Genomic DNA, 23,400 nt, shown 5'->3' on the forward strand with positions numbered 1-23,400 from the left:
TTTTGTCCGAAGCCGGGCAGGGGTCACAGACCTCTGTCCGGAAGCACTTTATCTCTGGCGGATGTCAGCGCGGAGCCGTGAAGAATTCCGCGTCATTGCATACGGACGATCACCCGCCCGTGCATCTTCCCTGCGAGCAGATCGTTTGCCGCCGCAACCGCGTCCGACAGCAAACACTCACTGACGACAGAGTCCAGTTCTTTCGGATCAATCAGGTCCGCCAGACGGCGCCATGCCTCCTGCCGTTCCGCCTGCGGACAGGATGTGCTGTCGATACCGAGCAGGCTGATACCACGCAGAATAAAGGGCGCGACCGTGAGAGGGAGATCCATCCCTCCGGCAAGACCACAGGCCGCAACAGCGCCGAGAGGCAGAATGGCCGCACAGAGACTGGCCAGCACCTGTCCTCCGGCAACATCAACAGCCCCTGCCCATTGAGCCTTTTCGAGTGGTTTGCCTTTATGGGTAAATAACTCACGGTCGATAATCTCGTCGGCTCCAAGGCTTTTGAGGTAGTCTGTCTCTGCCGGCCGGCCGGTCATGGCGACAACGGTATACCCCAGCCTGCCAAGCAGCATGACAGCAATGCTCCCGACGCCACCCGACGCCCCTGTCACCAGGACAGGGCCTTTGTCCGGAGTCACATTCGCATTTTCCAGCGCGATGACGCACAGCATGGCGGTGTATCCCGCCGTCCCGAGACTCATGGCTTCCCGCGTGGTGAAAGCAGACGGAACAGATGTCAGCCAGGCGCTTCTGACACGCGCGTGCCGGGCGAGACCGCCCCAGTGTTTCTCTCCGACACCCCAGCCGTTGAGCAGAACCCTGTCACCGGGTCTGAACTGCCCGGACTCCGAACCGATGACTTTTCCGGCCAGATCCACGCCCGGAACCATCGGAAAGGATCTGACAACCGGACCTTTACCCGTAATGGCAAGAGCATCTTTATAATTGATCGTGGACCACTCGACATCAATGAGCACGTCGCCCTCGGGAAGCATCGCGTCACTGATCCGTCGGACCGATGCGGTTTGTCCTTCTCCGTTTTTTTCGATCAGCAGCGCATCGAACATATGAGAGGCTCCTTGATACCGCGTTTTCGGGAGTGCTTTCTGTCTTCCTGCAATCTCGGATATATCGACGAAAAGCGTCAATCGGTCTGACAGAGTCAGACCGCATGAAGCGTTTCACAGATGCGTGGTGCGATATCGGAAGCAGCGTTTAATTGCTGTCCGAAATCCGTTTTTCGTGCGTTACCGCGCCAGGAGGCATAAGCGGGGACGCATGAGCACCCCCCGGTTTCTGGGTTTTTTTATCCTCGGAGTCTTTTCATGACCATCACACGCTTACTGCCTGAAGAACGTCTGAGCGGCGCTTCTGTTCATAACGGACTTGTCTATCTGGCCGGGCAGGTTGCCGACGATGCGAGTCTGGATGCGGAGGGGCAGACAGCGGATATCCTGAAGCAGATCGATGCGTTGCTGGCTGAAGCCGGCACCGGCAAAAGCAATCTGCTGTCTGTACAGATTTTTCTGGCAGATATATCGGATATGGCAGCCATGAACCGGGCATGGGACGCATGGCTCGATACTGCAAACAAGCCGGCCCGTGCGACAGTCGAGGCCAGACTGGCCGACCCGGCATGGAAGGTCGAGATAACCGGAATCGCGGCAATCAGATAAGCCGGGCGACAGACATCGAAGGCACTCCCGGTATCTTCCCGCTCCGGAATCCGGTTTTGCCCGGACCCGGTAAAGTGCGCTGCACACCCTGCGACCCTTAATAAAACGGATTCCACAGAACCCGGACCCGTGGCGGGGGCAGAGCAGCCTCAATGAATGACCCCGGCAGAGCCCGGAGGCCGGTTCACTGAGGCTGCCGTCTGTTAACAGACGTTCGCATCCTCGTTTCGCGCGCGGAAATAGCGTTCGATTTCCCGACGAAGACGTGGCTTATTCCCCGCCAGCTCCCACACGCTCCAGATATTGCGAATCAGATCTGTTTCCGGATCAAAGTGGTTGCGCGTCAGAACATCCCACCGGCTCTGATAGGCACGATCGCTCTTTGAACCGTGAAAACGATGTTCAACCGTTCCGGGCAGAGCACCGATATTCCCCGCGATATGGTGGCGGGCTCTCTCCTGCCAGCGCAGAAGCGGGCGTTTGTAACCCTCTGTCACGTTGGAAGGATAGCTTTCGCGGACCCGGTCGATCAGCGCCAGCGCCATATGATGATCGGCCGATCCGAGAATGGCCGTATCAATCAGACCGCCAAGGCGATCCAGGGCGCCCCGCGTTGCCGCCCAGGCGTAGCCGGGATGAGCAAAGCGATAGGGCGAACGATGCGCGCGTGGTCCCTGCAGGATCGGCTCATTGTCCATCCACAAACGACAGAATGAACGATGCAGGAACATATGCTCGCCAGTCGGGCCAAGATCGTAACAGTCCGACCAGGGCTGGATAACATCGAAATGCTGGAGCGCCTCGACCGTTTCGCTGGCCCAGTCCGGCTGGCGGAAAAAGATATCGCTGTCGATCCATGCGACATATTTCCAGTCCTGAGGCAGGCTGGAGATACCGATATTGAGGCAGCGTTCCTTGACCCATGTCAGTGTGCGCGCCCGGACGCCAACGTGATTGACGCCCGGCATCTGGCAGGTAAACGGGCGATCACCATACTGACATTCGACAACGGTGAGCGAGGCACCGCTGGCAAGAATATGTTCAGCCCACTCGCGATAAATCCTGTCTGGAACAGTCCAGCGAAGAGGATTGGCGCGGGCGGTGATAACGTGAAGCTGTGCCGCTTTCATCACGTCCGGTTCCGGACGCCGGATGGAACGGGCGCAAGAGTGGCGATAAAAACATTCTGTGCGTCAGGAGACGCGCAGACGGCGATAAGATGCATGAATACTGATTTCCTGGACGATGAAATAACCCGGCGCGGGCCTGTCCAGAAATAGCTGTCTCATGCGGTGTACTGGTGATGCCGGGTCGTATTTTCCGAACAGTCGTGTCTCAGAGACGTGCCAGGCCCTGCTGAAGATCGGCAATAAGATCGGCAGGATCATCAAGCCCGATTCCAAGACGAAAAGCCGGGCTGTCAGCGTGACACTCCGGCAGTGAGCGCGTGACTCCGCCTGTAGTCGGCAGCACAAGACTTTCAAAGCCACCCCAGGAAGCACCGATTCCAAAACGTGACAGGGAATTGACCATCGTTTCCATGGCCGCCCGAGAATATGAGGGCTGAAGGACCACACTGAACAGCGGCCCGGCTCCGGAAAAATCGCGCTGCCAGAGAGCATATCCCGGATCATCGGGAAGAGCCGGGAACAGAACGCGGCGCACTTCCGGACGATCGGCCAGCCATTTAGCGACGATCAGGGCTGTGCGGGCCTGGCGTGCCAGACGAACGCCCATGGTGCGCAGACCCCGAAGGGTCAGCCAGCATTCATCAGGAGCGGCGAGTTGTCCGAGTTGAATCGCGGCATCACGCAGACGGTGCCATTCTTCCTCTTTCGCGACAGTGATGGCGCCGATTACAACGTCGGAATGCCCCCCTGCATATTTGGTCAGCGCCTGAACAGAGACATCCACGCCGTGATCGAACGGTGTGAAAATCCCGAAACCCCAGGTGTTGTCGAGAATAAGGCATGCCTTATGCGCGTGGGCGACGCGGGCAAGCATCGGAATATCCTGGATTTCAAATGTATGGCTTCCCGGACTTTCGGCGAACACAACCTGCGTCTCCGGTCGCATAAGCGCGCGAAGCCCGGCTTCGGAAATCAGAGGATCGTAATAGGTCGTCTCCACTCCGAAACGACGAAGCATGGTGTCCGCGAAACGGCGTGTCGGTCCATAGCAGGAATCCGGAATCAGACAGTGCCCGCCGGAAGCGGTCCATGTAAGAAGCGCGGTCGTGCAGGCAGCCAGACCCGATGAAACAATCTGCGTGTCACGACCGTTTTCAATGGCGGCGACAGCGCGTTCAAGCTCATGCTGCACCGGTGTTCCCATCGCGCCATAAATCGCGATGTGGTCATAGCGACCATTTCCAACCCGTCGCATGGTATCGAGATCGGGAAACAGTACGGTCGAGCCGCGCGTGACAGGCATGTTGACCAGTGTCCCGGTGTTTCGGAACGGCGCGTCATGCGGGGCGGGTCGGGCAAGCCGCACGAGAAGAGAATTGAGTCTTTCCCATCCTGCCGCGACCTTGTCTTCGTCTGTCATCATCCCGTTCTCCGCCGGATTATGCCTGATTGGTTTTTTCGATCGGAGCGCCTGGCATGGCAGCCCATTCAGCCCAGGAACCGTCATAAAGCGATGCAGGGCCAAGACCTGCTATTTCCGCGCCGAACACGATCGCCGCCGCGGTCATGCCGGACCCGCATGTCGCGACAAGGGGCATGTTGCCATGCACACCTGCTTTAGCGAAACGCTGTCTGAGGACATCCGGAGGCAGGAAAAGCCGTTCCTCTGTCAGAAGCTCACCAAAAGGCAGATTTGCAGCGCCCGGCATATGTCCGGAGGACAGACCCGGACGTGGCTCAGGGGCTGTCCCGTCGAAACGACCGCGTGAGCGGGCATCGAGGATAGCGGTTTCGCCACCTCCGGCACAGAGCGCGAGCATATCTCCGAGACCCTTCAGAAAGCGCGTGTTAAGACGGGTTTCGTAACGGGCTTCAGGAACAGGAGCCGGAACACCTGCTTCAACCGAACCTCCGGCGTTGCGCCAGGCCGGCAGGCCACCATCAAGGATGCGAACGCGTTCATGTCCGAAAAGCCGCGCAAGCCACCAGGCCCGACATGAGGAAGCGATATTTCCCTGATCGTAAAACACGATCTCTGTATCCCGCGTCAGTCCCAGTCGCCCGGCCTGTCGGGCGAATCCTGCCGCGGAAGGCGCCATATGAGGCAGCGGATTTTCCGGATCAGAAAATAATTCGATATCGAATCGACGGGCGCCCGGAAGATGCGTTTCAAGGAGTTTTTTTTCCGGGTCCGTCTGCTCGCCGGGAAGTTTTGCTGTCGCATCAAGTGCGACGATGGCGCGTGTTGCACGCGCGGCAATGAGTTCCCGGGAAGAGATAAGCGGCGAAGACATGGTCATGATTCTCCTCCCTGTATCCGGGACCGGGTTACAGGGAGGCAGAGTGAATCACCTGATGGCGTGCTGTGCAAGCAGGCCGCGAAGCTGTTCAGCCGCGTAGCGCCCTTTTATGGATTCTCTCCAGAGCGCCTCGATGACACGCTGATGGGCGTTGACGGCTTCCGGAGCGCTTGTCACCAGCGACACGCCGGTCGTGGCCGAAGGGCTGGTGTCGCAGCGAAACGGATTGATAGCGAGCATCATGCGTTCCCGGCCGCGCATGAGCATACAATTTGTTGTGTTATCGATATCGGAGAGAAGACTGAATTGCAGGCCGATCGGCTCTGCTTCAATCATTTCAATGATATTTTCGATTTCCTGTGCCGCAATACGCCGGGCTTCGATGCGAAGTTCATCCGACATCGTAATGGCCTCGCCAACGCCACGTGTCAGAAAACGCTCGATCGTCGGTTCGCTCAGCATGATGATCATTGTCGGCCGGCGGACGCGATAGCATTCCTTGCGGGCCGTCAGGATAGCGAGATGCTGTTCCGCGAGCTGCGCGTCATCTGTCTGCTCCAGAATGGCCCGCGAGAGCAGCCGGTCATAATCCTGCGATGTCACGAGATAGGCGACCGGGTCTGCAATCTGCAGAATCTGATCCGCTTCTTCCTCTACCTGGCGCGCACGTTCGAAAAAACTAAGCGGGCGACTGTAATATTCGACTCCGATCCCCAGAAGGGTGAGAGGCGAAACTTTCAGCAGCTCGGCAAGCCGCTGGACAGTATCCAGCTTAATAACCTCACCTTTTTCGTAACGATAGAGCGCAGCGCGCGATACGCCGAGGCGGGCAGCTATTTCGTCCGCACGCATTCCCGATTCAAGACGGAAAGCACGGAGCTGCTGTCCGATCTCGCTGAGACGCATAGTCACAGCAGCCATGTCTGGTCGTTCTCCGGATATGAACAGGGATAATTCGTCAATAATACGTTAATTCTCACAACTGTAAAGGTATCTCAAATAGGAATCATCAGCACTTATTGTCGTTTTTTGTGCTTCACCGGTCGTCCCGATGAGACACGCTCATTCTCTGGTCAGAGACCGGCATATACGGCACAAACATAACAGCCATGAATTGCAGCAGGTGACCCCGCTCCGGACATTGGGGAACAAGTCAGAGGCGATGCATAATGTCAGGGAGCTCATGAATACGGAACGCATCATCACGGGTCTGCTGATCCTGGGCGTTGCGTACGGATGCGTGATTGTCACAGCTCCGTTTCTGTCCGCGATATTATGGGCCGGAATCCTTACATTCGTAACCTGGCCGGTCCTGAGGATGTTACGCCGCCGGGTCCGACCGGTGACGGCGGCCATCTGTATGACAGTGCTCTGTGCCGTGGTTTTTCTGCTGCCCGTGGTGCTGATTGCGTCGAAAGGCGTTGCCGATGCACCGGAAGTCATCACCATGATGACCGATTCCGTGCTTCCGAAACTCCGGCTGCCTCCGGTTCCTGACTGGGTGGCAAAAATTCCTCTTGCCGGACCGGATTTTGTGCACTGGTGGAACCAGGCCGCCAGTGACATCAGCCACATCAGACAGAGCGTGCAGCCTTATGCCGGAGATATTGCACAGTCCCTGATTTCACTTCTGGTTCAGGCCGCCAGCGGCGGGCTGCATCTGGTCATGGCGCTCTTTCTGGCATTTTTCTTCTGGATGAGCGGTGATTCACTGGGTCGAACACTCGTGGCGCTCATCAGGCGTGTTGCCGGACGCCACGCCGACCGCATGGTGAGAATTATCGGCGGAACAGTGCGGGGCACCGTTTACGGCGTGCTTGGCACGGCCATTGTCCAGGGCGTCCTCACAGGCGTTGGCTTCGCCATTGTGCGTGTTCCCGAGCCGGTTCTGTTCGGTGCGATCGCGTCATTGTTTTCGGTCATGCCAGTCGGTGCGCCGCTGATATGGATTCCGGCCGCTGTATGGCTCGTCGCCTCGCATCATCTCTGGCGCGGTCTGGCCCTGGCGCTTTACGGCGTCATCGCGATTTCCGGCGCTGATCATATCATCCGTCCCATGTTCATTGCGCGCGGTGCCCGGTTGCCTTACCTGCTGACGCTCATCGGCGTGATTGGCGGTGTTATGGAATTTGGCGGATTAGGAATCTTTCTCGGACCGGTCCTGCTTGCCGTGGGATACACGCTGACGGTCGAGTTCGCCGGAGGGAGCGTTTCTGCTCTGACAACGCCGGACAGGGAGCAGGCAGAGTGAGAAGCGGTCTGAAAACATCCCGATTTCTGCCGAAGGTTTTGCGCAGGTCCCGACTCCTGCGTGCTGCGTCCGGCAGCGCCGTGACAGCCGGCGATGCCAGACCGGTTAAGATCGTGAGCTGGAATCTGCTGCATAGTGTCGGCGCTCGCATCGAGGATGTGATTCAGCTGATCGAACGTGAAAAGCCGGATCTGCTGCTCATGCAGGAGGCGACTGTCGGGATGGACGCGCTGACGGAGCATGTTGGCGGGTACTACGCAAGAACCCCCCTGCCGGGACGTATTCACGGCCCGGCCTGCTGGACTCCGTCGCCCTTCGCCCGCAAACCCCGCGCCTGCGTGATCCCGTCGGGAGCGCTGGTGCGCCGGGTCGCCCAGATCGTTCATCTCGATAATCTGACCATCGCAAACGTGCATCTGTCTCATGGCCAGATCATGAATCGTCGTCAGTTGCGCAGGCTTGCGGCCGTGTTACCGGCACCGGCCGCCATTCTCGGCGATTTCAATCTGGTGGGCCCGACACTGGTTCCCGGATTTGCTGATGTGGGACCGCGTGAACCCACCCACCGCATGGCAGATCTGGTTCCGATCCGAATCGACCGGTGTCTGGTGAGAGGTATGGTCTGCGAACAGTCCCGCGTTCTGCCGGTCTTCGCCTCCGATCATCAGCCGATCATGGTCTGGCTCAAAACCGCCAGAGATCTGGCCTGAAGACATCATCCCGTTATCCGCGGAATAATTTCCCTGAGAAAATCTGTGATTTACCGTCTGCGCGGGCGTGAAAATCGGCACACCGTTTCGATTTCGGCCGACCAGAGAAACTGATCGATCAGTGTGACAGTGTCCGCCCGATACCCGTTAGCGACCAGTAAAGCCGTGTCCCTGAAAAGCACTTTCGGATTGCAGCTCACATAGACGAGCACATCCGGCTTCCCATCCAGGATTTGCGTCATCTGAAGACCGGCACCGCTGTAAGGCGGATCCAGAACGACTGCGAGCGCGCCCGCGAGATCCGAAGCCTCGACCGGCTGCCGGTTAAGATCACGCAGAGTTGCTTCAATGCGTTTGCCGGTTGCGGCCAGCTGTAAAGACCGCACCGCAGCGGGATGACCTTCAAAAGCCTCGGCACGAACATGTTCAGCCAGCGGCAAAGTCAGCGTTCCGCAGCCGGCATAAAGCTCGATCACGCGGGATTTTCGACCGGGGATGCGGGGCAGTGCTCTGATGACCGCATCCTGAATGGCGTGTTCTCCATCCCGGCTGGCCTGGAGAAAAGCGCCGGGCGGAGGTGCAACGTCAGTGTCAGCGAAACGAATCCGGACAGGGCCAGTCTGTACGAGGATTTCAGGCTCACCCGCCGCCCCGGCATGCTGCCACGCAATGCGCGGAATGGCGTATTGTCTCGCAAAGTCAGCCAGCCGGGACCGGTCCGCCGTAGTGGGAGTGGCATCCGACGAAAACAGCAGATCAGGCCCGGAGTCGAGCTGGTTGATGAGTAAATCTCCCTCCCGCTTCAGCAGATCCGTTTTGAGAAGCAGGTTCCGCAGAGGCGGGAGCAGACCGATCAGATCCGGATGCAGCAGGTGGCATCCGGTCAGATCAACGGGATCGCCTCCGCGCTGATGCAAACCGATAAGAATGGTGTCTTTTTGTCGTCTGAGCGCAAAATCGGCTCTGCGGCGCATGCCGGGCAGAGTCTGAATTGTCTCGACAGGCGGAATGACAGACAGACCGGCTTTCCGTAATCCCTCTTCCAGCCGGGCTTTTTTCCAGTTGAGCGTCCAGGGCGCCGAAATATGCTGAAGCGAACAGCCACCGCACTGGCCAAAGAGAGCGCATGGCGCTTCAACGCGCTCAGGTGCCGGAATGACGACCTGTTCAGAAACAGCACGGTCACGACCTGTGCGCCTCGCCAGCACCCGATCACCCGGAGCGGTAAACGGAATGAAAACCAAGCTGGTTCCATTAGCCGGATCGGATGGCCGCGCCAGACCATCTCCCCCATCGCCTAAAGCCGTTACGTCGAAGAGCAGGGATGAAGACGTATCGGGCCCGGTCGTCTCAGTGGACTGGCGTGACCGTGCCGGGCGTCTGCCCCGCTCAGCTCTCCGCCGCATCCTCAGTCATGTCAACATGCACAGGCACACGACGCGGCAGCGACATGAAAGCCGGCATATCGGCACCAAATCCAACGACATTTTCCGCCGATGCATCGGGAATTTCCGACCCGCGTGGACGACGATCCCTGCGACGATCCTGCTGCTGCGGTGCGCTCTCGCGTTCTGCCTTCTTTTCCGGAGGAGCCGCGACCGGAACCACATCCGGTGTTTTATGACGCGCCTCCGCCGGCTCTTTCTCTTTTACGGGCTGCGGAGCAGGTTTTTCCCTGCCACGATCATCACGACGTTTTTTCCGACCGCGCCCGTCTTTCGACCGTTCCTCATCGGACCAGTCAAGCTGCTTCACTCCGTCCACATCCAGACGCGGAATCGCCTCCCCGGTCAGAGCCTCGATCGCTTCGGCAAGCTTTTGCTCATAGGGGGTGGCCAGGCTGTAAGCACGTCCCTTACGGCCCGCACGCCCGGTGCGCCCGATACGATGAACGTAATCCTCGGCGTGGAACGGCAGATCAAAGTTAAAGACGTGCGACAGACCGCCGATATCAATGCCGCGCGCGGCAACATCGGAGCAGACCAGAATCTTCAGTTCGCCGGATTTGAACTTTTCCAGCGTCTGAAAGCGGACAGACTGAGGCAGATCGCCATGCAGTGCACCGGCTTCGAAGCCGTGCTTCACAAGCGACTTCAGCAGAATATCGACATCGCGCTTGCGGTTACAGAACACAATCGCGTTCTGCACGTTTTCCGCACGCAGCAAATGACGCAGTGTTCTGCGTTTATCGTGTTCATCGACAATGACGAGACCTGCCTCGATCGTCGTCGCAACGGTAGAAGGCCGGCTGACCGTGATCTCGCGTGGCGATTGCAGGAAAGCGTCTGCCAGACGTTTGATCTCCGGTGCCATCGTGGCGGAGAAAAACAGCGTCTGACGTGTTCGCGGCAGCAGACCGGCAATACGCTCGATATCCGGGATAAAACCCATATCGAGCATACGGTCGGCTTCATCGATGACCAGAATCTTTGCCTGATTCAGCAACAGTCCGCCACGCTCGAACAGGTCGATCAGACGTCCCGGCGTCGCAATCAGAACGTCAACGCCCCGATTCAGCACCTCTTTCTGATCGGCCATGCTTTCACCGCCAATCAGCAGCGCATGATTCAGTTTGAGATGCTTGCCGTAGTTGACGAAATTCTCCGCGACCTGAAGCGCAAGTTCGCGCGTCGGCTCAAGAATCAGAGAACGTGGCATACGCGCCCGTGCACGCGATCCCGAAAGGATCTCCAGCATGGGCAGGGTGAAAGAAGCGGTTTTGCCAGTGCCCGTCTGAGCAACGCCAAGAACATCCTGTCCCCGCAACACGGCAGGAATAGCCTGAGCCTGAATAGGAGTGGGATGAACATAGCCCATCTCCGAAATCGCCTTCAAAATCGGCGCAGAGAGACCAAGATCAGTGAAAACCGGCTCATCGGTCTTCTCCGAAGCGTTCGCAGGAGGAGCCGGCTCCGGTTGTGTCTCCACAAGAGCAACCGGTTCGACCGGAGTCACTTCAGCGGGGACATCAAGAGCGCCCGTGACATGTAACGGATGCGCGTCGGAAACTTCCGAAACGCCACCAGCGCTACCTTCGGCAGCCGCAGTCGGTTGCTGCTCAGGTTCGGGTTTTTTCTTCCGCGTCCCGGTCCGGGTGCCTGGAGAAGCAGACTTAGATGCGGCTTTTGATGGCCTGCTCTTTGGCGAAGCCGCTTTCCGCTTCGGAGCCTCTTCCGATGCCGCAGCTTCGGGTGCGGCAGCCTGCACGGCTTCCTCAGCCGTCCCGGCAGCTTTCGGACGTGTTGCTTTCTTCGCCGGTGTTTTGGGCGCAGCCTTCTTCGTTGCCGCTTTTCCAGGTGCCGCGGCTTTGGTGGCGGCAGCTTTCACCACGGGCGCCTTTTCAGACACGGCGCTTCCGGCAAGCTCTGCCGTCACGGCCTTCTTTCGTGGCGTCGCGGCTGTCTTTGCCGTGCTGGCGGCCGCGCGCTTTCGCGGTGTGGCCGCCGGTTTCTTCGGCGTCTCCTCAGTCACCACATTTTCCGCAACTACGGCTTCGGCCGCTTTGCGTGTACGAGGACGCGCAGCGGGTTTCCGCGGCTTTTTCTCAGATGTATCAGTCGTTTTGGGGCTCAAATCGCTCTCAAACTTGTCGGACGCACAAAGGCGATGGTCTGGCACCTGTGCTTGGCGGGAACCTGAAGACGGAAGGCGCGCTGAAACACGGGGAAACCCGGTGCCCGTCGGTAGGCCGTCCTGACTAAAAAATCAAGCATTCTGCCAGGCGCCGGACATGGTTTCATGAAAATCCCGATCATGCCGGGAAAGCCGGAGTCGCCGGCCTCAGAACCCGTGTCCGAGCGAGGCACACAGAATGGTCAGCATGCCGCAGGCAGCCACGCCAAGCACAAGCGTGCGGATGGAGTCGAAGGTGGCCGGCTGCGGGCGGATCGCGCGGCGGGCCTTCTGATAAGGACCGTAGAATACACGCAGGAACAGACCTGCCATGACAAGACCGAGAAGCTGCATCACGTTGGTCGTCCAGGGCATAACCGCAAACCCACCCTCATGAAAAATCATCAGCCAGCCGGTAATCAGCACGATCGGCATCACGTGCCAGACCACGCGAAGAAATTTTTTCAGGCTCAGCAGATGGACCGCGCTACGCTGGGCATTGTCCAGCAGAGTCAGGCTGGGTCGCAGGATCAGAGCGGCATAGGTGGCGCCGCCGACCCAGATTGCCATTCCCCCGATATGCAGGGCCAGAATAAGACTCCAGAGGATATGAGGCATGATGACTCCTGGCAGCGACGACAAATGATGCCAGGTTGATCGCTAATTCGGTCGGCGAACGCAAGCATCTGTTATCGCCCGCTCACATACCTTTCCTGTCCCGGGTGCGACATGTTGTGGTGCCATACAGAATAGTGATGCAGTCAGAATGTCAGTCGGAATGGAGTGTCGCATGCCTGATCGCCATAACCTGCTCGCCCTGCCGTCTCCGGAAGAGATGGGCAGGATCGATCATCTCGCCTCCGCTACGGTGCCGGTCGCGGTTCTCATGGAAAACGCCGGACGCGCGGTGGCGCGCGCGGTGCGGCGCTTCACGCGCCCCTGCCGCGTGCTGGTCCTGTGCGGACCGGGAAATAACGGCGGTGACGGATATGTCGCGGCGCGTCACCTGTCGGATGCAGGCTGGCCTGTCTCAGTTGCCGCTCTCGCGGCGCCCCGATCCGGTTCGGATGCCGCCGCCGTGGCCGCGCGCTTTCGCGGACCGCGTGTCGCGTTTGTGCCAGAGGAGGCCGCACGCGCGGATCTGGTGATCGACGCGGTCTTCGGCGCCGGGCTCAGCCGGGATGTGGGGGAGCCGGTCTCGTCAGTGCTGGACGCCGCAACGCGCGTCGTTGCCATCGATATGCCTACGGGCATCGACGGGAGTAACGGGCAGGTGCGGGGATACGCACGAAAAGCAGACCTGACCATTACGTTTTTTCGGGCGAAGCCGGGCCACCTGCTGTTGCCGGGGCGGGAATATGTCGGCACCTTCGAAGTGCGGGCGATCGGGATACCCGCTTCGGTCATTGATGCCGTTGATGTGCGTACGTGGCAAAATGAGCCGGGGCTGTGGAAACTGCCGGTCCCGGGCCTGGAATCGCAAAAATACAGTCGCGGCGTGGTGAGCCTGGGCGCCGGTGAGGCAATGCCAGGCGCCGCGCGGCTGGCGGCAACAGCGGCCCGCCGGACCGGCGCCGGGCTGGTCCGGATCGCCGCGGGGAAGGCTGCCGCCATTTTCCGCAGCAACGAACCGGGCCTTATTATTGACGAACAGCCTCTGGACGAGCTGCTCAAAGACGAGCGGCGCAAAGTCTGGATCTGTGGCCCGGGTCTGCTGCCCGAAGAAGTGGGTGAAATGCTGCCGAAATTGCTGGAAGCGGGACGATGTGTACTGGCGGATGCCGGCGCCTTCTCCTGGGCCGCCGGCAAACCGGACCGGCTGCGCGGTGTGGCCGTCGTCACCCCGCATGCCGGCGAATTCAAACGGGTTTTCGGGGCGCCGGGCACGGACTCCGTGGCGGCGGCCCGCGCTGCGGCTGCGGCGATTAACGCGGTCGTCGTGCTGAAAGGGGCGACAACGATCATCGCGGCGCCTGACGGTCGGGCGGCCCTCAATATCCACGCGACGTCCGCCCTCGGCACGGCCGGCTCGGGCGACACCCTGTCAGGCGTGATCGGCGCCCTGCTGGCTGCCGGGATGGATCACTGGGAGGCCGCCTGTGCCGGTGTGTGGCTGCATGGTGATGCCGGGCGGCGGGCCGGTGACTGGCTGATCGCGGAAGATCTTGATGCGCATCTGGGCGCAGCCAGGGATGCGGCGACGGCGCAGCAGGAGAAAACCCGGGCTTCCTGATAACTGAAGTCAAATGTGCGGGGATTCCGGCAGAATGGGGCGCCGCGCTTGCCGAGACCGGCAGTCTGCGGTAATGCGAGCGCCTTCGGCGACCCGGGGTGCGCTGTGATACCACGCGGGCGTGGTGGAATTGGTAGACACGCCAGATTTAGGTTCTGGTGGCGCAAGCTGTGGGGGTTCAAGTCCCTTCGCCCGTACCATCGGCTTCGCGCCGCTGGCGACGGCAGCATCCCGAACTGTTTTGCCGATCCGTTTTTCTGCGGCCAGTCGGGCCGCATTGTGTCTTTATGACGAGTTCGTACGAGAGGATGGCCTGGGCATATGCAGGTTACTGAGACGCTTTCCGAGGGCCTGAAGCGCGCCTTCACCGTGGTCGTTCCGTCGACCGAACTCGAGAGCAAGGAGACGGCACGTCTTAAGGAAGTCGGCGGTTCCGCCAGCCTTCCGGGATTCCGTCCCGGCAAGGTGCCTCTCTCAATCGTGCGTCAGCGTTTTGGCGATTCAGTTAAGCGTGAGGTATTTGAGCAGGCTGTCTCCGATGGCGTGCGCGACCTCCTGCAGGAGCGTGGTCTTCGCCCGGCGCAGCAGCCGAAGGTCGATCTGGTCTCCGGCGGAGATGGCAAGGGCGACCTTGAATTCAAGGTCGAGATGGAAGTGCTGCCCGAGATCGCGGAGCCGGATCTTTCGGATCTGTCCCTCGTTCGTCTGAAGGCGACTCCGGACGCGGAGACAGTCGATAAGGCTCTGAACGATATCGCGAAGCGCCAGCGGGAGTTCACAGAGATCGAGGAAGTCCGCCCGGCTGAAAACGGCGATGTTGTCGTCGTTGATTTCGTCGGAAAACGCGATGGCGTTCCGTTTGACGGCGGCACGGCGCAGGATGTGAATGTTGAAATCGGCGGGGAAGGGTTCATTCCCGGTTTCGCCGAGCAGATCGAAGGCATCAAACCGGGCGAAGAGCGTCAGATATCGGTCACGTTCCCGGAAGATTACAGCGCTGAAGAGCTTGCCGGAAAAGTTGCGACCTTCGACATCACGGCAAAGGGACTGAAGCGCCCCGTTGAAGTGGCTGTTGACGACGACCTGGCGAAGAAAATCGGATTCGAGAATCTCGACAAGATCCGTGAAGTGATCACAAAGCAGGTCGTCGACGAATACGACCAGCTTTCACGTCTGCGTATCAAGCGCGATCTTCTCGACGAACTGGCGAAAAAGACTGATTTCCCGGCACCGGAAAGCATGGTCGAAGCCGAGTTCGAGCAGATCTGGGCTCGCGTCGAGGCCGACCGTAAAGCTGGCGAACTCGACGATGAGGACAAAGGCAAGGACGAAGAGACGCTTAAGGCCGATTACCGTAAGATCGCCGAGCGCCGCGTGAAGCTGGGCCTTCTGCTGGCTGAAATCGGTCGGACAAAGGGCATCACCGTTACGCAGGACGAGATGGCGCGTGCCATTCGCTCGGAAGCCATGCGGTATCGTGGCCAGGAGCAGGCGGCATTCGACTTCTTTATGAAGAATCCGCAGGCCGCCGAGTCTCTGCGTGGACCGATCTTCGAAAACAAGGTCGTCGATTATCTGATCGAGTTGGCGAAAGTAGAAGATAAGGAAGTGACACCGGAAGAGTTGGCTGACATGCCGCCTGCCAACGTCTGAGTCTGAGGCGTCATTCCTGAGAGTCCGGATGTGCGGCATTTTTCTCTTCTTCAGGAGAAAAATGCCGCATGTTTTTTTTGCTGATGTCTGGCTGGCGCGTTCCGGATCGGGTGATTTTCGTCGGACGGGGTGGCGCCGGCCCTGTTTATCTCTATCTTAAACAAACCGGGCCTCTTTTCGGAACGTGCACCGAAAGCGAAGTACAGAACTGCTTTGCGATTCGGAAGCCGGGCTGAAACGTGGCGCACAGAAGTCGGGAATGGTGTGATGCGGGATTCGAACCCTGTCGAGATTTACAATAACGCGCTCGTGCCCATGGTGGTCGAGCAGACGTCCCGTGGTGAGCGCGCCTTCGATATCTATTCGCGTCTGCTGCAGGAGCGCATCATCTTTCTGACAGGCCCTGTCTACGATCAGGTGGCATCAGTCATCTCCGCGCAGCTCCTTTATCTGGAGAGCGTGAACCCGACGAAAGAAATTTCGTTCTACATCAACAGTCCGGGTGGCGTCGTGTCCGCGGGGCTCGCGATCTATGACACCATGCAGTACATCCGTAGTCCGGTCAGCACGGTCTGTATCGGTCAGGCCGCTTCAATGGGCTCGCTTCTCCTCGCCGGCGGCGCGGCCGGAAAACGCTTCGCCCTGCCGAATGCGCGCGTGATGGTCCACCAGCCTTCCGGCGGCGCACAGGGACAGGCGAGCGATATCGAGATTCAGGCGCGGGAAATTCTGACGATTCGTAAGCGCCTTAATGAGATTTACCGGGAGCACACGGGGCAGTCGCTGGAAGATATCGAGCAGACGCTGGAGCGCGATTCCTACATGTCGGCGGAAGAGGCCAGGTCGTTCGGAATCGTGGATGAGGTGATTAAAAATCACGCATCCCAGTCGCCGGAAAAATCATAAGGTACATAAGACGTGATGGCAGATAGTGCTGTATCGCGGTTTTCTCCCCATGGCTTGATGAGGGCTCTGGGTATGGATACGGTTTTCACATTGTCCGGCTCTGAGCCGGGAGGCCCGGTCAGGGCGAAGTCAGGGGACGGCAGATGAACGCGAAGTCCGGCGATTCCAAGAACACGCTTTACTGCTCGTTCTGCGGAAAGTCGCAGCATGAGGTCCGTAAACTGATTGCGGGACCGACTGTCTTCATTTGCGATGAGTGTGTTGAACTCTGCATGGATATCATCCGTGAGGAGCACAAGACGACTCTTGTGAAATCTCGTGACGGTGTCCCGACGCCGAAAGAGATCGCCACGGTTCTGAATGATTACGTCATCGGGCAGGATGATGCGAAGAAGGTCCTCGCCGTCGCGGTTCATAACCATTACAAGCGTCTGGCTTACGCACAGAAAAACAACGATGTCGAAATCGCCAAATCGAACATTCTGCTGCTCGGTCCGACCGGCACGGGTAAAACCCTGCTGGCCCAGACACTGGCGCGGATTATCGATGTGCCGTTCACAATGGCCGATGCAACCACTCTGACCGAAGCCGGGTATGTGGGCGAGGATGTTGAAAACATCATCCTGAAGCTGCTCCAGGCCGCGGATTATAACGTGGAACGGGCACAGCGCGGTATCGTTTACATCGATGAGATCGACAAGATTTCCCGTAAATCCGATAACCCGTCAATTACCCGTGACGTCAGTGGTGAAGGCGTCCAGCAGGCCCTGCTGAAACTGATGGAAGGAACGGTCGCCTCTGTTCCGCCACAGGGAGGACGTAAACATCCTCAGCAGGAGTTCCTCCAGGTCGATACCACAAACATGCTCTTTATCTGTGGTGGCGCCTTTGCCGGTCTGGATAAAATCATCTCGGCCCGGGGTAAGGGATCAGGGATCGGTTTCGGGGCAGATGTTCAGGCGCCCGAAGACCGGCGCACCGGCGCGGTTCTGCGCGGCGTCGAACCGGAAGATCTGATGAAGTTCGGTCTGATTCCGGAGTTCATCGGTCGTTTGCCGGTGGTGGCCACACTGAATGATCTGGATGAAGCGGCGCTGGTACAGATTCTGTCCGAACCAAAGAACGCGCTGGTAAAACAGTATGCCAAACTGTTCCAGATCGAAGGCGTCAGGCTGACCTTTACGGACGACGCGCTGAAAGCAATCGCGCATCGTGCCATAGAGCGTAAGACCGGTGCCCGCGGGCTGCGCTCCATTATGGAAAGCATCCTGCTGTCCACCATGTTTGACCTGCCAGGTCTCGATAACGTCGACGAGGTCGTGGTCAATAAGGACGTCGCGGAAGGCAAAGCGGCACCTGTTTATGTTTACGGCAAGGCAAAAGAAATCCCGGCGGAGCAATCCGCCTGACGGTCTGCAACCACCCCGTCCGCCAGCATAGCGAGGGTCCCGCAGGGGACTCTCTCATGTTGGTGATCGGCTCTTGCGGGGCCGGAAATCATCCCGATATTAATCATCATACGCGAGAGTCGGGCCTGACATTCTGTGTCGGGTCCGGTCTGCGTCTGCCAGACAGGCAGGATCGCGATGAGTGTGCCGTCATCGGATGCGCATCGCAGGATCGTCCATTCAGGAGGTCGCCTATTTCATGACAGAAAAGAAGAAAACATCGGCTCCCCGCCGCAAGCGCGCGTCCAAAGCTGAGGCCGCTCCGGTCACGGCAGACGTTGAGAAGGCTGGCCCTGCGGATTCAGTAACTGCTGTCGCTGAAGTCCCGTCTTCGGATCGCGTTGCCGTCCTGCCTCTGCGGGATATCGTTGTGTTCCCGCACATGATCGTTCCGCTTTTTGTCGGTCGCGAAAAATCGGTGCGGGCTCTGGAATCCGTGACCAAAGATGACAAGCATATTCTGCTGCTTGCTCAGAAAGACGCCGCACAGGACGATCCGGGACCGGACGATGTTTATCGTTTTGGCACAATCTCTACCATCCTCCAGCTTCTGAAGCTTCCCGACGGCACGGTTAAGGTGCTGGTGGAAGGCAACCGTCGGGCACGTGTGACAAAGCTGCTGGAGGTGGACGGCCATTTCGAGGCTGAGATTGAGCCGGTGGTCGAGGAGACGACCGCAAACGAAGAAACCGAAGCGCTCGCACGGGCCGTGGTCGGTCAGTTTGAGCAATATATCAAACTGAACAAGAAAATTGCCGCCGAGGTGATGGTCTCGCTGAACCAGATCAGCGATCTCTCGAAACTGGCCGATACAGTGGCCAGCCACCTGAATCTGAAAATCTCCGAGAAGCAGGATATTCTTGAGCTGCCGTCCGTCACGAAACAGCTGGAGAAAATTCTTGCTCATATGGAGGCCGAGATCGGCGTCCTTCAGGTGGAGAAACGCATCCGGAACCGCGTGAAGCGGCAGATGGAGAAGACGCAGCGCGAGTACTATCTGAACGAGCAGCTCAAGGCGATTCAGAAAGAACTTGGTGAGGGCGAGGACGGCAAGGACGAGACAGCCGAACTCGAAGAGAAGATCGCCAAAACAAAACTGAGCAAAGAAGCGCGCGAGAAGGCGATGGCGGAGCTCAAAAAGCTGCGTGCCATGAGCCCGATGTCCGCCGAGTCGACCGTCGTCAGGAATTATCTCGACTGGCTGCTTGGCGTCCCCTGGAAGAAGCGGACAAAAGTTAAGAACGATCTCGCGGAAGCCGAGAAGGTTCTGGATGAGGATCACTATGCGCTGGAGAAGGTCAAGGAGCGTATCCTTGAGTATCTGGCCGTACAGACCCGCTCCCAGAAGCTGAAAGGGCCGATTCTGTGTCTCGTCGGGCCGCCGGGCGTCGGTAAAACGACGCTGGCACGCTCGATCGCCAAGGCAACCGGGCGTCATTACGTGCGGATGTCGCTTGGAGGCGTGCGCGACGAATCCGAAATCCGCGGACACAGGCGGACCTATATCGGTTCCATGCCGGGCAAGATCATTCAGGGAATGAAGAAAGCGAAAGTTTCGAACCCGCTTTTCCTGCTGGATGAAATCGACAAGCTGGGCGCGGACTGGCGCGGCGATCCGTCCTCTGCCCTGCTGGAAGTGCTCGATCCGGAGCAGAATTCAACATTCGCGGATCATTATCTGGAAGTCGATTACGACCTCTCGGATGTGCTGTTCGTGACCACGGCCAACAGCCTGAATATGCCGCAGCCCCTGCTTGATCGCATGGAGATCATCCGTCTCTCCGGTTATACCGAAGACGAGAAGGTGAACATTGCGCGCCGGCACCTGATTGCCAAGCAAAGCGAAGCCCATAATCTGAAGCCGGATGAATGGTCTATCTCCGATGACGCTCTGCTGGAGCTGATCCGCTCTTACACAAGGGAGGCGGGCGTCCGCAGCCTTGAGCGGGAGATTGCCAGGCTGGCCCGTAAAGTCGTGAAGGAAATCGTGACCGGGAAGGCGAAAAAAGTCGCGATCACGGTGAAAAATCTCGGAAAATTCGCCGGCGTGAAACGGTTCTCTCATGGAGAGACCGAGGCCGTGGATATGGTCGGAGTTGTGACCGGCCTGGCCTGGACCGAGGTTGGCGGTGAGATTCTGACGATTGAAAGCGTCATGGTGCCAGGCAAGGGCGCCGTTAAACAGACCGGCAAACTGGGTGACGTGATGCAGGAAAGCGTGTCCGCCGCGCTGTCCTACGTTCGCAGCCGGGCTACCCGGTTCGGCATCAAGCCAACCCTGTTTGAAAAACGGGATATCCATGTGCATGTGCCGGAAGGCGCGACTCCAAAGGATGGCCCGTCGGCCGGTATTGCGATGGCGACATCGCTGGTCAGCGTGCTGACCGGCATTCCGGTGCGGCGCGACGTCGCCATGACAGGTGAGATTACGCTTCGTGGTCGTGTGCTGCCGATCGGCGGCCTGAAGGAAAAGCTGCTTGCCGCGATGCGGGCAGGGATCAAAACAGTGTTCCTTCCGAAGGATAACGAGAAGGACATTGCAGAGCTTCCTGATGCAGTGAAGAAAAATCTCGAACTCGTTCCGGTTTCTCACGTCGACGAAGTGATTGATCGTGCGCTTGTCCGGCTTCCCGTGCCGATTGAATGGGAAGAAGAGTCCGAGTCGATGACGCCGATCGCGGCATCGGGCACGCCTGTTGCTGTCGCGCACTGATCAACAGGAAAAGGCGCCGGAAGCGGGAAAAATTGCCTGCTTTCGGAGGCCTGAGTCGGTTGACGTGGCGGAAAACGGCTTCATAGTGCGCCGCGGAATGTCCGTCGCGACGTCAGGTGGCGACAGGGACCTGAACAGAGAAAGGCGTATGTATGGATAAGCCGCTTAATAAGCAGGAACTCGTCACAATCATTGCTGACGAAGTTGACCTGCCGAAAGCGAAAGCTGGCGAAGTGGTGGATGCCGTTTTTGCTGCGATCGAGAAGGCTCTGAAGCAGAAGCAGGAAGTCCGTCTCGTTGGATTTGGTTCGTTCGTGACTGCGCACCGTAAGGCGACCAAGGGCCGTAACCCGCGCACCGGTGAAGAGATTGATATCCCGGCTTCGACCTCTGTCCGGTTCAAGCCTGGAAAGACACTGAAAGACGCCGTTAACTAAGACGGATTTTTTCAGATACAGGCGGGCAAGGCAGGTTTCTGTCTTGCCCGTTTTTTTTTGCGCAGCAGGGTAAATGATCCGCTCATCTGCTTTCCCGCAAGGAATGAAGTCTGAATTATATGCGGAAGACGGTTGATTGATTGTCCGGATTTGTTTAAGCAGCGCGACGGGCGATTAGCTTAGCGGTAGAGCATCTCGTTTACACCGAGAGGGTCGGCGGTTCGATCCCGTCATCGCCCACCATTCCCCGATAATACTGATCGTATTTTTAACTCTTTTCTATACGACGATGTGCGTCTGTAAGAGTTATAGACTTCTGGGATAAATAGTTTTTTGCTCCTGATCGTCACGTGACCAGAATAATCAGTACCATTTTCCGGTCTGTATGACCCTGACGAAAGTCATTGCGGCTTTTGTCTTATCAGGAAACCGGTTTTTCAAAAATTCTCTGTGCAGAAGGCAACCCGTGCAAACAGTTCTTCTGCCGCTCTCACGCGCTGCGGAACGTTGTCTCGAATTTGTGTTGATCGCACATCTCCCGGCATTCATGACACGGCGTTCCGGTTCACGGGAAAGTTCCTGATATCGTCGGATCGGCCTCTGGCCACAGGAAGCTGCCGGGCATAGTTTCAGCCCTGTCGTCACAGCAGCAGACGCGCGTGACAGAAGCATATGGGGGCGATCTTGCATCCGGTTATTTATGATTACCTTCCGGTTCTTATTTTCGGTGCCCTGTCCGTTGTGATCGCAGGCGCCATGCTCGGAGCCTCCCTGATCTGCGGGCATCAGAAGCCATATGCAGAAAAACTGTCCGCCTATGAATGTGGATTTGAAGCATTCGACGATGCCCGACGCCGCTTTGATGTGCGGTTTTACCTCGTGTCCATCCTGTTCATCATTTTCGATCTGGAAGTCGCGTTTCTGTTTCCGTGGGCGATCAGTCTCTCGCGCATTGGCGCGTTCGGCTTCTTTTCAATGATGGCCTTCCTCGGTGTGCTCGGTATCGGGTTTCTTTATGAGTGGCGTAAGGGTGCGCTCGACTGGGATTGACAGAGCTGACCGGCTTTTAGTCTGACAGTAAATGAGGGGTGCGCGCAGTGAGCAGTGACGTTACAGGCGGATCGACAGAAAACGTCGTCTGGAACCGCGATGCGGTTCCTCCCGGTCCGGAGCAGGACGCGATTGTCCGCGGCATTACCGGCGAGATCAGCGAAAAGGGCTTCGTCGTCGCAAGTCTCGACAAGCTGGTGAACTGGGGACGTACGGGAAGTCTCTGGCCGATGTCGTTCGGCCTGGCATGCTGTGCGGTGGAGATGATCCACGCCTACATGCCGCGCTACGATCTGGATCGTATGGGCGTCATTCCGCGAGGCTCTCCGCGGCAGTCGGATGTGATGATCGTCGCCGGCACCCTCACCAACAAGATGGCGCCTGCACTCCGGCGCGTTTACGATCAGATGGCCGAGCCTCGCTGGGTGATCTCCATGGGGTCCTGCGCCAATGGCGGCGGCTACTATCATTACTCCTATTCCGTGGTACGCGGCTGTGATCGCGTAGTCCCGGTCGATGTCTACGTCCCCGGGTGCCCGCCAACAGCAGAGGCGCTGATCTACGGCATCATGCTGCTTCAGAAGAAAATTCGCCGGACAGGGACGATTCTGCGTGGTTGACGGTCAGGTCCCGGTCAGCGTGGGTGCCCGCGCATCCACCGGTCTGCCTTCTCTGGCATTTGTACTGTCCACGTCGCTGCCGGGCATCGCATCCGCAGCGCTGGAGGGCGGAGAACTCGTGGTCCGCGCGGAGCTTGAGCGTCTGATTCCGCTGATGGCGCTGCTCCGCGACGATCCGCGCTTTCGCTGCGAACAGCTGATGGATCTCTGCGGCGTGGATTTCCCGCAGCGCGAAAACCGGTTTGACGTCGTCTATAATCTGCTCTCCGTCAGTCACAATCACCGGATCAGAGTGATCGTCACAACCGATGAACTGACGCCCGTTCCGTCCGTGCATACGCTCTGGCCATGCGCCACCTGGTGGGAGCGTGAATGTTACGATCTGTTTGGCGTCTTGTTTTCAGGACAGCCTGATCTGCGCCGTATCCTCACGGATTACGGTTTTGAAGGCCATCCGCTGCGGAAAGACTTCCCGCTAACCGGCTATGTCGAGGTGCGCTACGACCCCGAACGGCGACAGATCGTGCGGGAGCCGGTATCGCTGACCCAGGATTTTCGTGATTTCGATTTTGTTTCTCCCTGGGAAGGGGTTCTGACCCTGCCGGGTGATGAGCGGGCGCACGAACTGCGTCAGATCATGCAGAAGCTGAAGTGA

Annotated in this window: 20 protein-coding genes and 2 tRNA genes; 14 read left to right on the plus strand and 8 right to left on the minus strand. The window is 58.5% G+C overall.

Features of this window, described 5'->3' with window-relative positions:
* Window positions 1–92: 92 nt before the first annotated feature.
* Window positions 93–1,073 (minus strand): acrylyl-CoA reductase (NADPH), encoded by a 981-nt coding sequence (acuI, locus tag GOB90_RS01640; protein WP_146890145.1) that lies wholly within the window; start codon window positions 1,071–1,073, stop codon window positions 93–95.
* A 258-nt stretch (window positions 1,074–1,331) separates the two neighbouring features.
* Between acuI and GOB90_RS01645 the strand changes: the two genes are divergently transcribed.
* Complete coding sequence (locus tag GOB90_RS01645; RefSeq protein WP_146890148.1) at window positions 1,332–1,682, plus strand: RidA family protein; 351 nt, start codon at window positions 1,332–1,334, stop codon at window positions 1,680–1,682.
* A 203-nt stretch (window positions 1,683–1,885) separates the two neighbouring features.
* Here the strand turns inward: GOB90_RS01645 and GOB90_RS01650 are convergent, their stop codons facing one another.
* From GOB90_RS01650 to GOB90_RS01665, 4 genes are all read right to left on the minus strand, one after another.
* Window positions 1,886–2,815 carry a hypothetical protein gene (locus tag GOB90_RS01650; protein WP_146890151.1) on the minus strand — a complete coding sequence of 310 codons (930 nt, stop codon included), beginning with the start codon at window positions 2,813–2,815 and terminating at the stop codon, window positions 1,886–1,888.
* Between the two features lie 202 nt (window positions 2,816–3,017).
* Window positions 3,018–4,232 carry a cystathionine beta-lyase gene (metC, locus tag GOB90_RS01655; protein WP_146890181.1) on the minus strand — a complete coding sequence of 405 codons (1,215 nt, stop codon included), beginning with the start codon at window positions 4,230–4,232 and terminating at the stop codon, window positions 3,018–3,020.
* A 19-nt stretch (window positions 4,233–4,251) separates the two neighbouring features.
* On the minus strand, window positions 4,252–5,106 hold the full coding sequence (locus GOB90_RS01660) for a sulfurtransferase (protein ID WP_146890184.1): 855 nt from the start codon (window positions 5,104–5,106) through the stop codon (window positions 4,252–4,254).
* 54 nt (window positions 5,107–5,160) lie between these two features.
* Window positions 5,161–6,033 (minus strand): helix-turn-helix domain-containing protein, encoded by an 873-nt coding sequence (locus tag GOB90_RS01665; RefSeq protein WP_173571878.1) that lies wholly within the window; start codon window positions 6,031–6,033, stop codon window positions 5,161–5,163.
* Between the two features lie 262 nt (window positions 6,034–6,295).
* Here GOB90_RS01665 and GOB90_RS01670 point away from each other — a divergent pair, with 262 nt between their 5' ends.
* Both GOB90_RS01670 and GOB90_RS01675 read left to right on the plus strand, forming a co-directional pair.
* On the plus strand, window positions 6,296–7,363 hold the full coding sequence (locus tag GOB90_RS01670) for an AI-2E family transporter (protein ID WP_146890154.1): 1,068 nt from the start codon (window positions 6,296–6,298) through the stop codon (window positions 7,361–7,363).
* An 80-nt stretch (window positions 7,364–7,443) separates the two neighbouring features.
* Window positions 7,444–8,073, plus strand: a complete 630-nt coding sequence (locus GOB90_RS01675; RefSeq protein ID WP_338077391.1) for an endonuclease/exonuclease/phosphatase family protein — start codon at window positions 7,444–7,446, stop codon at window positions 8,071–8,073.
* A 50-nt stretch (window positions 8,074–8,123) separates the two neighbouring features.
* Here the strand turns inward: GOB90_RS01675 and GOB90_RS01680 are convergent, their stop codons facing one another.
* The 3 genes from GOB90_RS01680 to GOB90_RS01690 all read right to left on the minus strand — a co-directional run bounded on the left by GOB90_RS01680 (window position 8,124) and on the right by GOB90_RS01690 (window position 12,303).
* Complete coding sequence (locus GOB90_RS01680) at window positions 8,124–9,479, minus strand: class I SAM-dependent RNA methyltransferase (RefSeq protein ID WP_146890157.1); 1,356 nt, start codon at window positions 9,477–9,479, stop codon at window positions 8,124–8,126.
* Window positions 9,463–11,448, minus strand: coding sequence for a DEAD/DEAH box helicase (locus GOB90_RS01685; RefSeq protein ID WP_408737223.1), 1,986 nt, complete (start codon window positions 11,446–11,448; stop codon window positions 9,463–9,465). Before GOB90_RS01685 ends, GOB90_RS01680 begins: the two co-directional genes overlap by 17 nt.
* Before the next feature lie 405 nt (window positions 11,449–11,853).
* Entirely contained in the window at window positions 11,854–12,303 is a 450-nt protein-coding gene (locus GOB90_RS01690) for a hypothetical protein (RefSeq protein WP_146890160.1), read from the minus strand.
* 172 nt (window positions 12,304–12,475) lie between these two features.
* On the opposite strand from GOB90_RS01690, the gene GOB90_RS01695 reads away from it, so the two are divergent.
* From GOB90_RS01695 to GOB90_RS01745, 11 genes are all read left to right on the plus strand, one after another.
* Window positions 12,476–13,918: an NAD(P)H-hydrate dehydratase gene (locus tag GOB90_RS01695; protein ID WP_173571879.1), complete on the plus strand. Its 1,443-nt coding sequence runs from the start codon at window positions 12,476–12,478 to the stop codon at window positions 13,916–13,918.
* A 115-nt stretch (window positions 13,919–14,033) separates the two neighbouring features.
* Window positions 14,034–14,118 (plus strand) — tRNA-Leu (locus GOB90_RS01700).
* A 121-nt stretch (window positions 14,119–14,239) separates the two neighbouring features.
* Window positions 14,240–15,571, plus strand: coding sequence for a trigger factor (gene tig, locus GOB90_RS01705; RefSeq protein WP_146886901.1), 1,332 nt, complete (start codon window positions 14,240–14,242; stop codon window positions 15,569–15,571).
* A 267-nt stretch (window positions 15,572–15,838) separates the two neighbouring features.
* The gene (clpP, locus tag GOB90_RS01710; RefSeq protein ID WP_146886899.1) at window positions 15,839–16,477 is read left to right on the plus strand and encodes an ATP-dependent Clp endopeptidase proteolytic subunit ClpP; all 639 of its coding nucleotides are present in this window, start codon (window positions 15,839–15,841) and stop codon (window positions 16,475–16,477) included.
* A gap of 143 nt (window positions 16,478–16,620) precedes the next feature.
* A complete protein-coding gene (gene clpX, locus GOB90_RS01715) occupies window positions 16,621–17,886 on the plus strand; it encodes an ATP-dependent Clp protease ATP-binding subunit ClpX (protein ID WP_146886896.1) in 1,266 nt (421 codons plus the stop codon).
* A 238-nt stretch (window positions 17,887–18,124) separates the two neighbouring features.
* The gene (gene lon, locus GOB90_RS01720) at window positions 18,125–20,638 is read left to right on the plus strand and encodes an endopeptidase La (RefSeq protein ID WP_146886894.1); all 2,514 of its coding nucleotides are present in this window, start codon (window positions 18,125–18,127) and stop codon (window positions 20,636–20,638) included.
* 152 nt (window positions 20,639–20,790) lie between these two features.
* Entirely contained in the window at window positions 20,791–21,075 is a 285-nt protein-coding gene (locus tag GOB90_RS01725; protein WP_146886892.1) for an HU family DNA-binding protein, read from the plus strand.
* Between the two features lie 168 nt (window positions 21,076–21,243).
* Window positions 21,244–21,318, plus strand: a tRNA-Val gene (locus GOB90_RS01730).
* A gap of 429 nt (window positions 21,319–21,747) precedes the next feature.
* Window positions 21,748–22,125, plus strand: coding sequence for an NADH-quinone oxidoreductase subunit A (locus GOB90_RS01735; RefSeq protein ID WP_373322116.1), 378 nt, complete (start codon window positions 21,748–21,750; stop codon window positions 22,123–22,125).
* Window positions 22,126–22,172: 47 nt separating this feature from the next.
* Window positions 22,173–22,745, plus strand: a complete 573-nt coding sequence (locus tag GOB90_RS01740; RefSeq protein ID WP_146886890.1) for a NuoB/complex I 20 kDa subunit family protein — start codon at window positions 22,173–22,175, stop codon at window positions 22,743–22,745.
* 43 nt (window positions 22,746–22,788) lie between these two features.
* Window positions 22,789–23,400 (plus strand): NADH-quinone oxidoreductase subunit C, encoded by a 612-nt coding sequence (locus GOB90_RS01745; RefSeq protein ID WP_194300815.1) that lies wholly within the window; start codon window positions 22,789–22,791, stop codon window positions 23,398–23,400.

The sequence above is a fragment of the Acetobacter oeni genome, from assembly GCF_011516825.1.
Taxonomy (GTDB): Bacteria; Pseudomonadota; Alphaproteobacteria; order Acetobacterales; family Acetobacteraceae; genus Acetobacter; species Acetobacter oeni.

Coding starts and splice junctions, on each gene's coding strand:
- GOB90_RS01660 (WP_146890184.1), bottom strand. CDS start 5,106: ATGTCTTCGCCGCTTATCTCTTCCCGGGAACTCATTGCCGCGCGTGCA.
- GOB90_RS01735 (WP_373322116.1), top strand. CDS start 21,748: ATGGGGGCGATCTTGCATCCGGTTATTTATGATTACCTTCCGGTTCTT.
- acuI (WP_146890145.1), bottom strand. CDS start 1,073: ATGTTCGATGCGCTGCTGATCGAAAAAAACGGAGAAGGACAAACCGCA.
- GOB90_RS01645 (WP_146890148.1), top strand. CDS start 1,332: ATGACCATCACACGCTTACTGCCTGAAGAACGTCTGAGCGGCGCTTCT.
- tig (WP_146886901.1), top strand. CDS start 14,240: ATGCAGGTTACTGAGACGCTTTCCGAGGGCCTGAAGCGCGCCTTCACC.
- metC (WP_146890181.1), bottom strand. CDS start 4,232: ATGACAGACGAAGACAAGGTCGCGGCAGGATGGGAAAGACTCAATTCT.
- clpX (WP_146886896.1), top strand. CDS start 16,621: ATGAACGCGAAGTCCGGCGATTCCAAGAACACGCTTTACTGCTCGTTC.
- GOB90_RS01695 (WP_173571879.1), top strand. CDS start 12,476: ATGCCTGATCGCCATAACCTGCTCGCCCTGCCGTCTCCGGAAGAGATG.
- GOB90_RS01725 (WP_146886892.1), top strand. CDS start 20,791: ATGGATAAGCCGCTTAATAAGCAGGAACTCGTCACAATCATTGCTGAC.
- GOB90_RS01665 (WP_173571878.1), bottom strand. CDS start 6,033: ATGGCTGCTGTGACTATGCGTCTCAGCGAGATCGGACAGCAGCTCCGT.
- lon (WP_146886894.1), top strand. CDS start 18,125: ATGACAGAAAAGAAGAAAACATCGGCTCCCCGCCGCAAGCGCGCGTCC.
- GOB90_RS01670 (WP_146890154.1), top strand. CDS start 6,296: ATGAATACGGAACGCATCATCACGGGTCTGCTGATCCTGGGCGTTGCG.
- clpP (WP_146886899.1), top strand. CDS start 15,839: ATGCGGGATTCGAACCCTGTCGAGATTTACAATAACGCGCTCGTGCCC.
- GOB90_RS01680 (WP_146890157.1), bottom strand. CDS start 9,479: ATGCGGCGGAGAGCTGAGCGGGGCAGACGCCCGGCACGGTCACGCCAG.
- GOB90_RS01690 (WP_146890160.1), bottom strand. CDS start 12,303: ATGCCTCATATCCTCTGGAGTCTTATTCTGGCCCTGCATATCGGGGGA.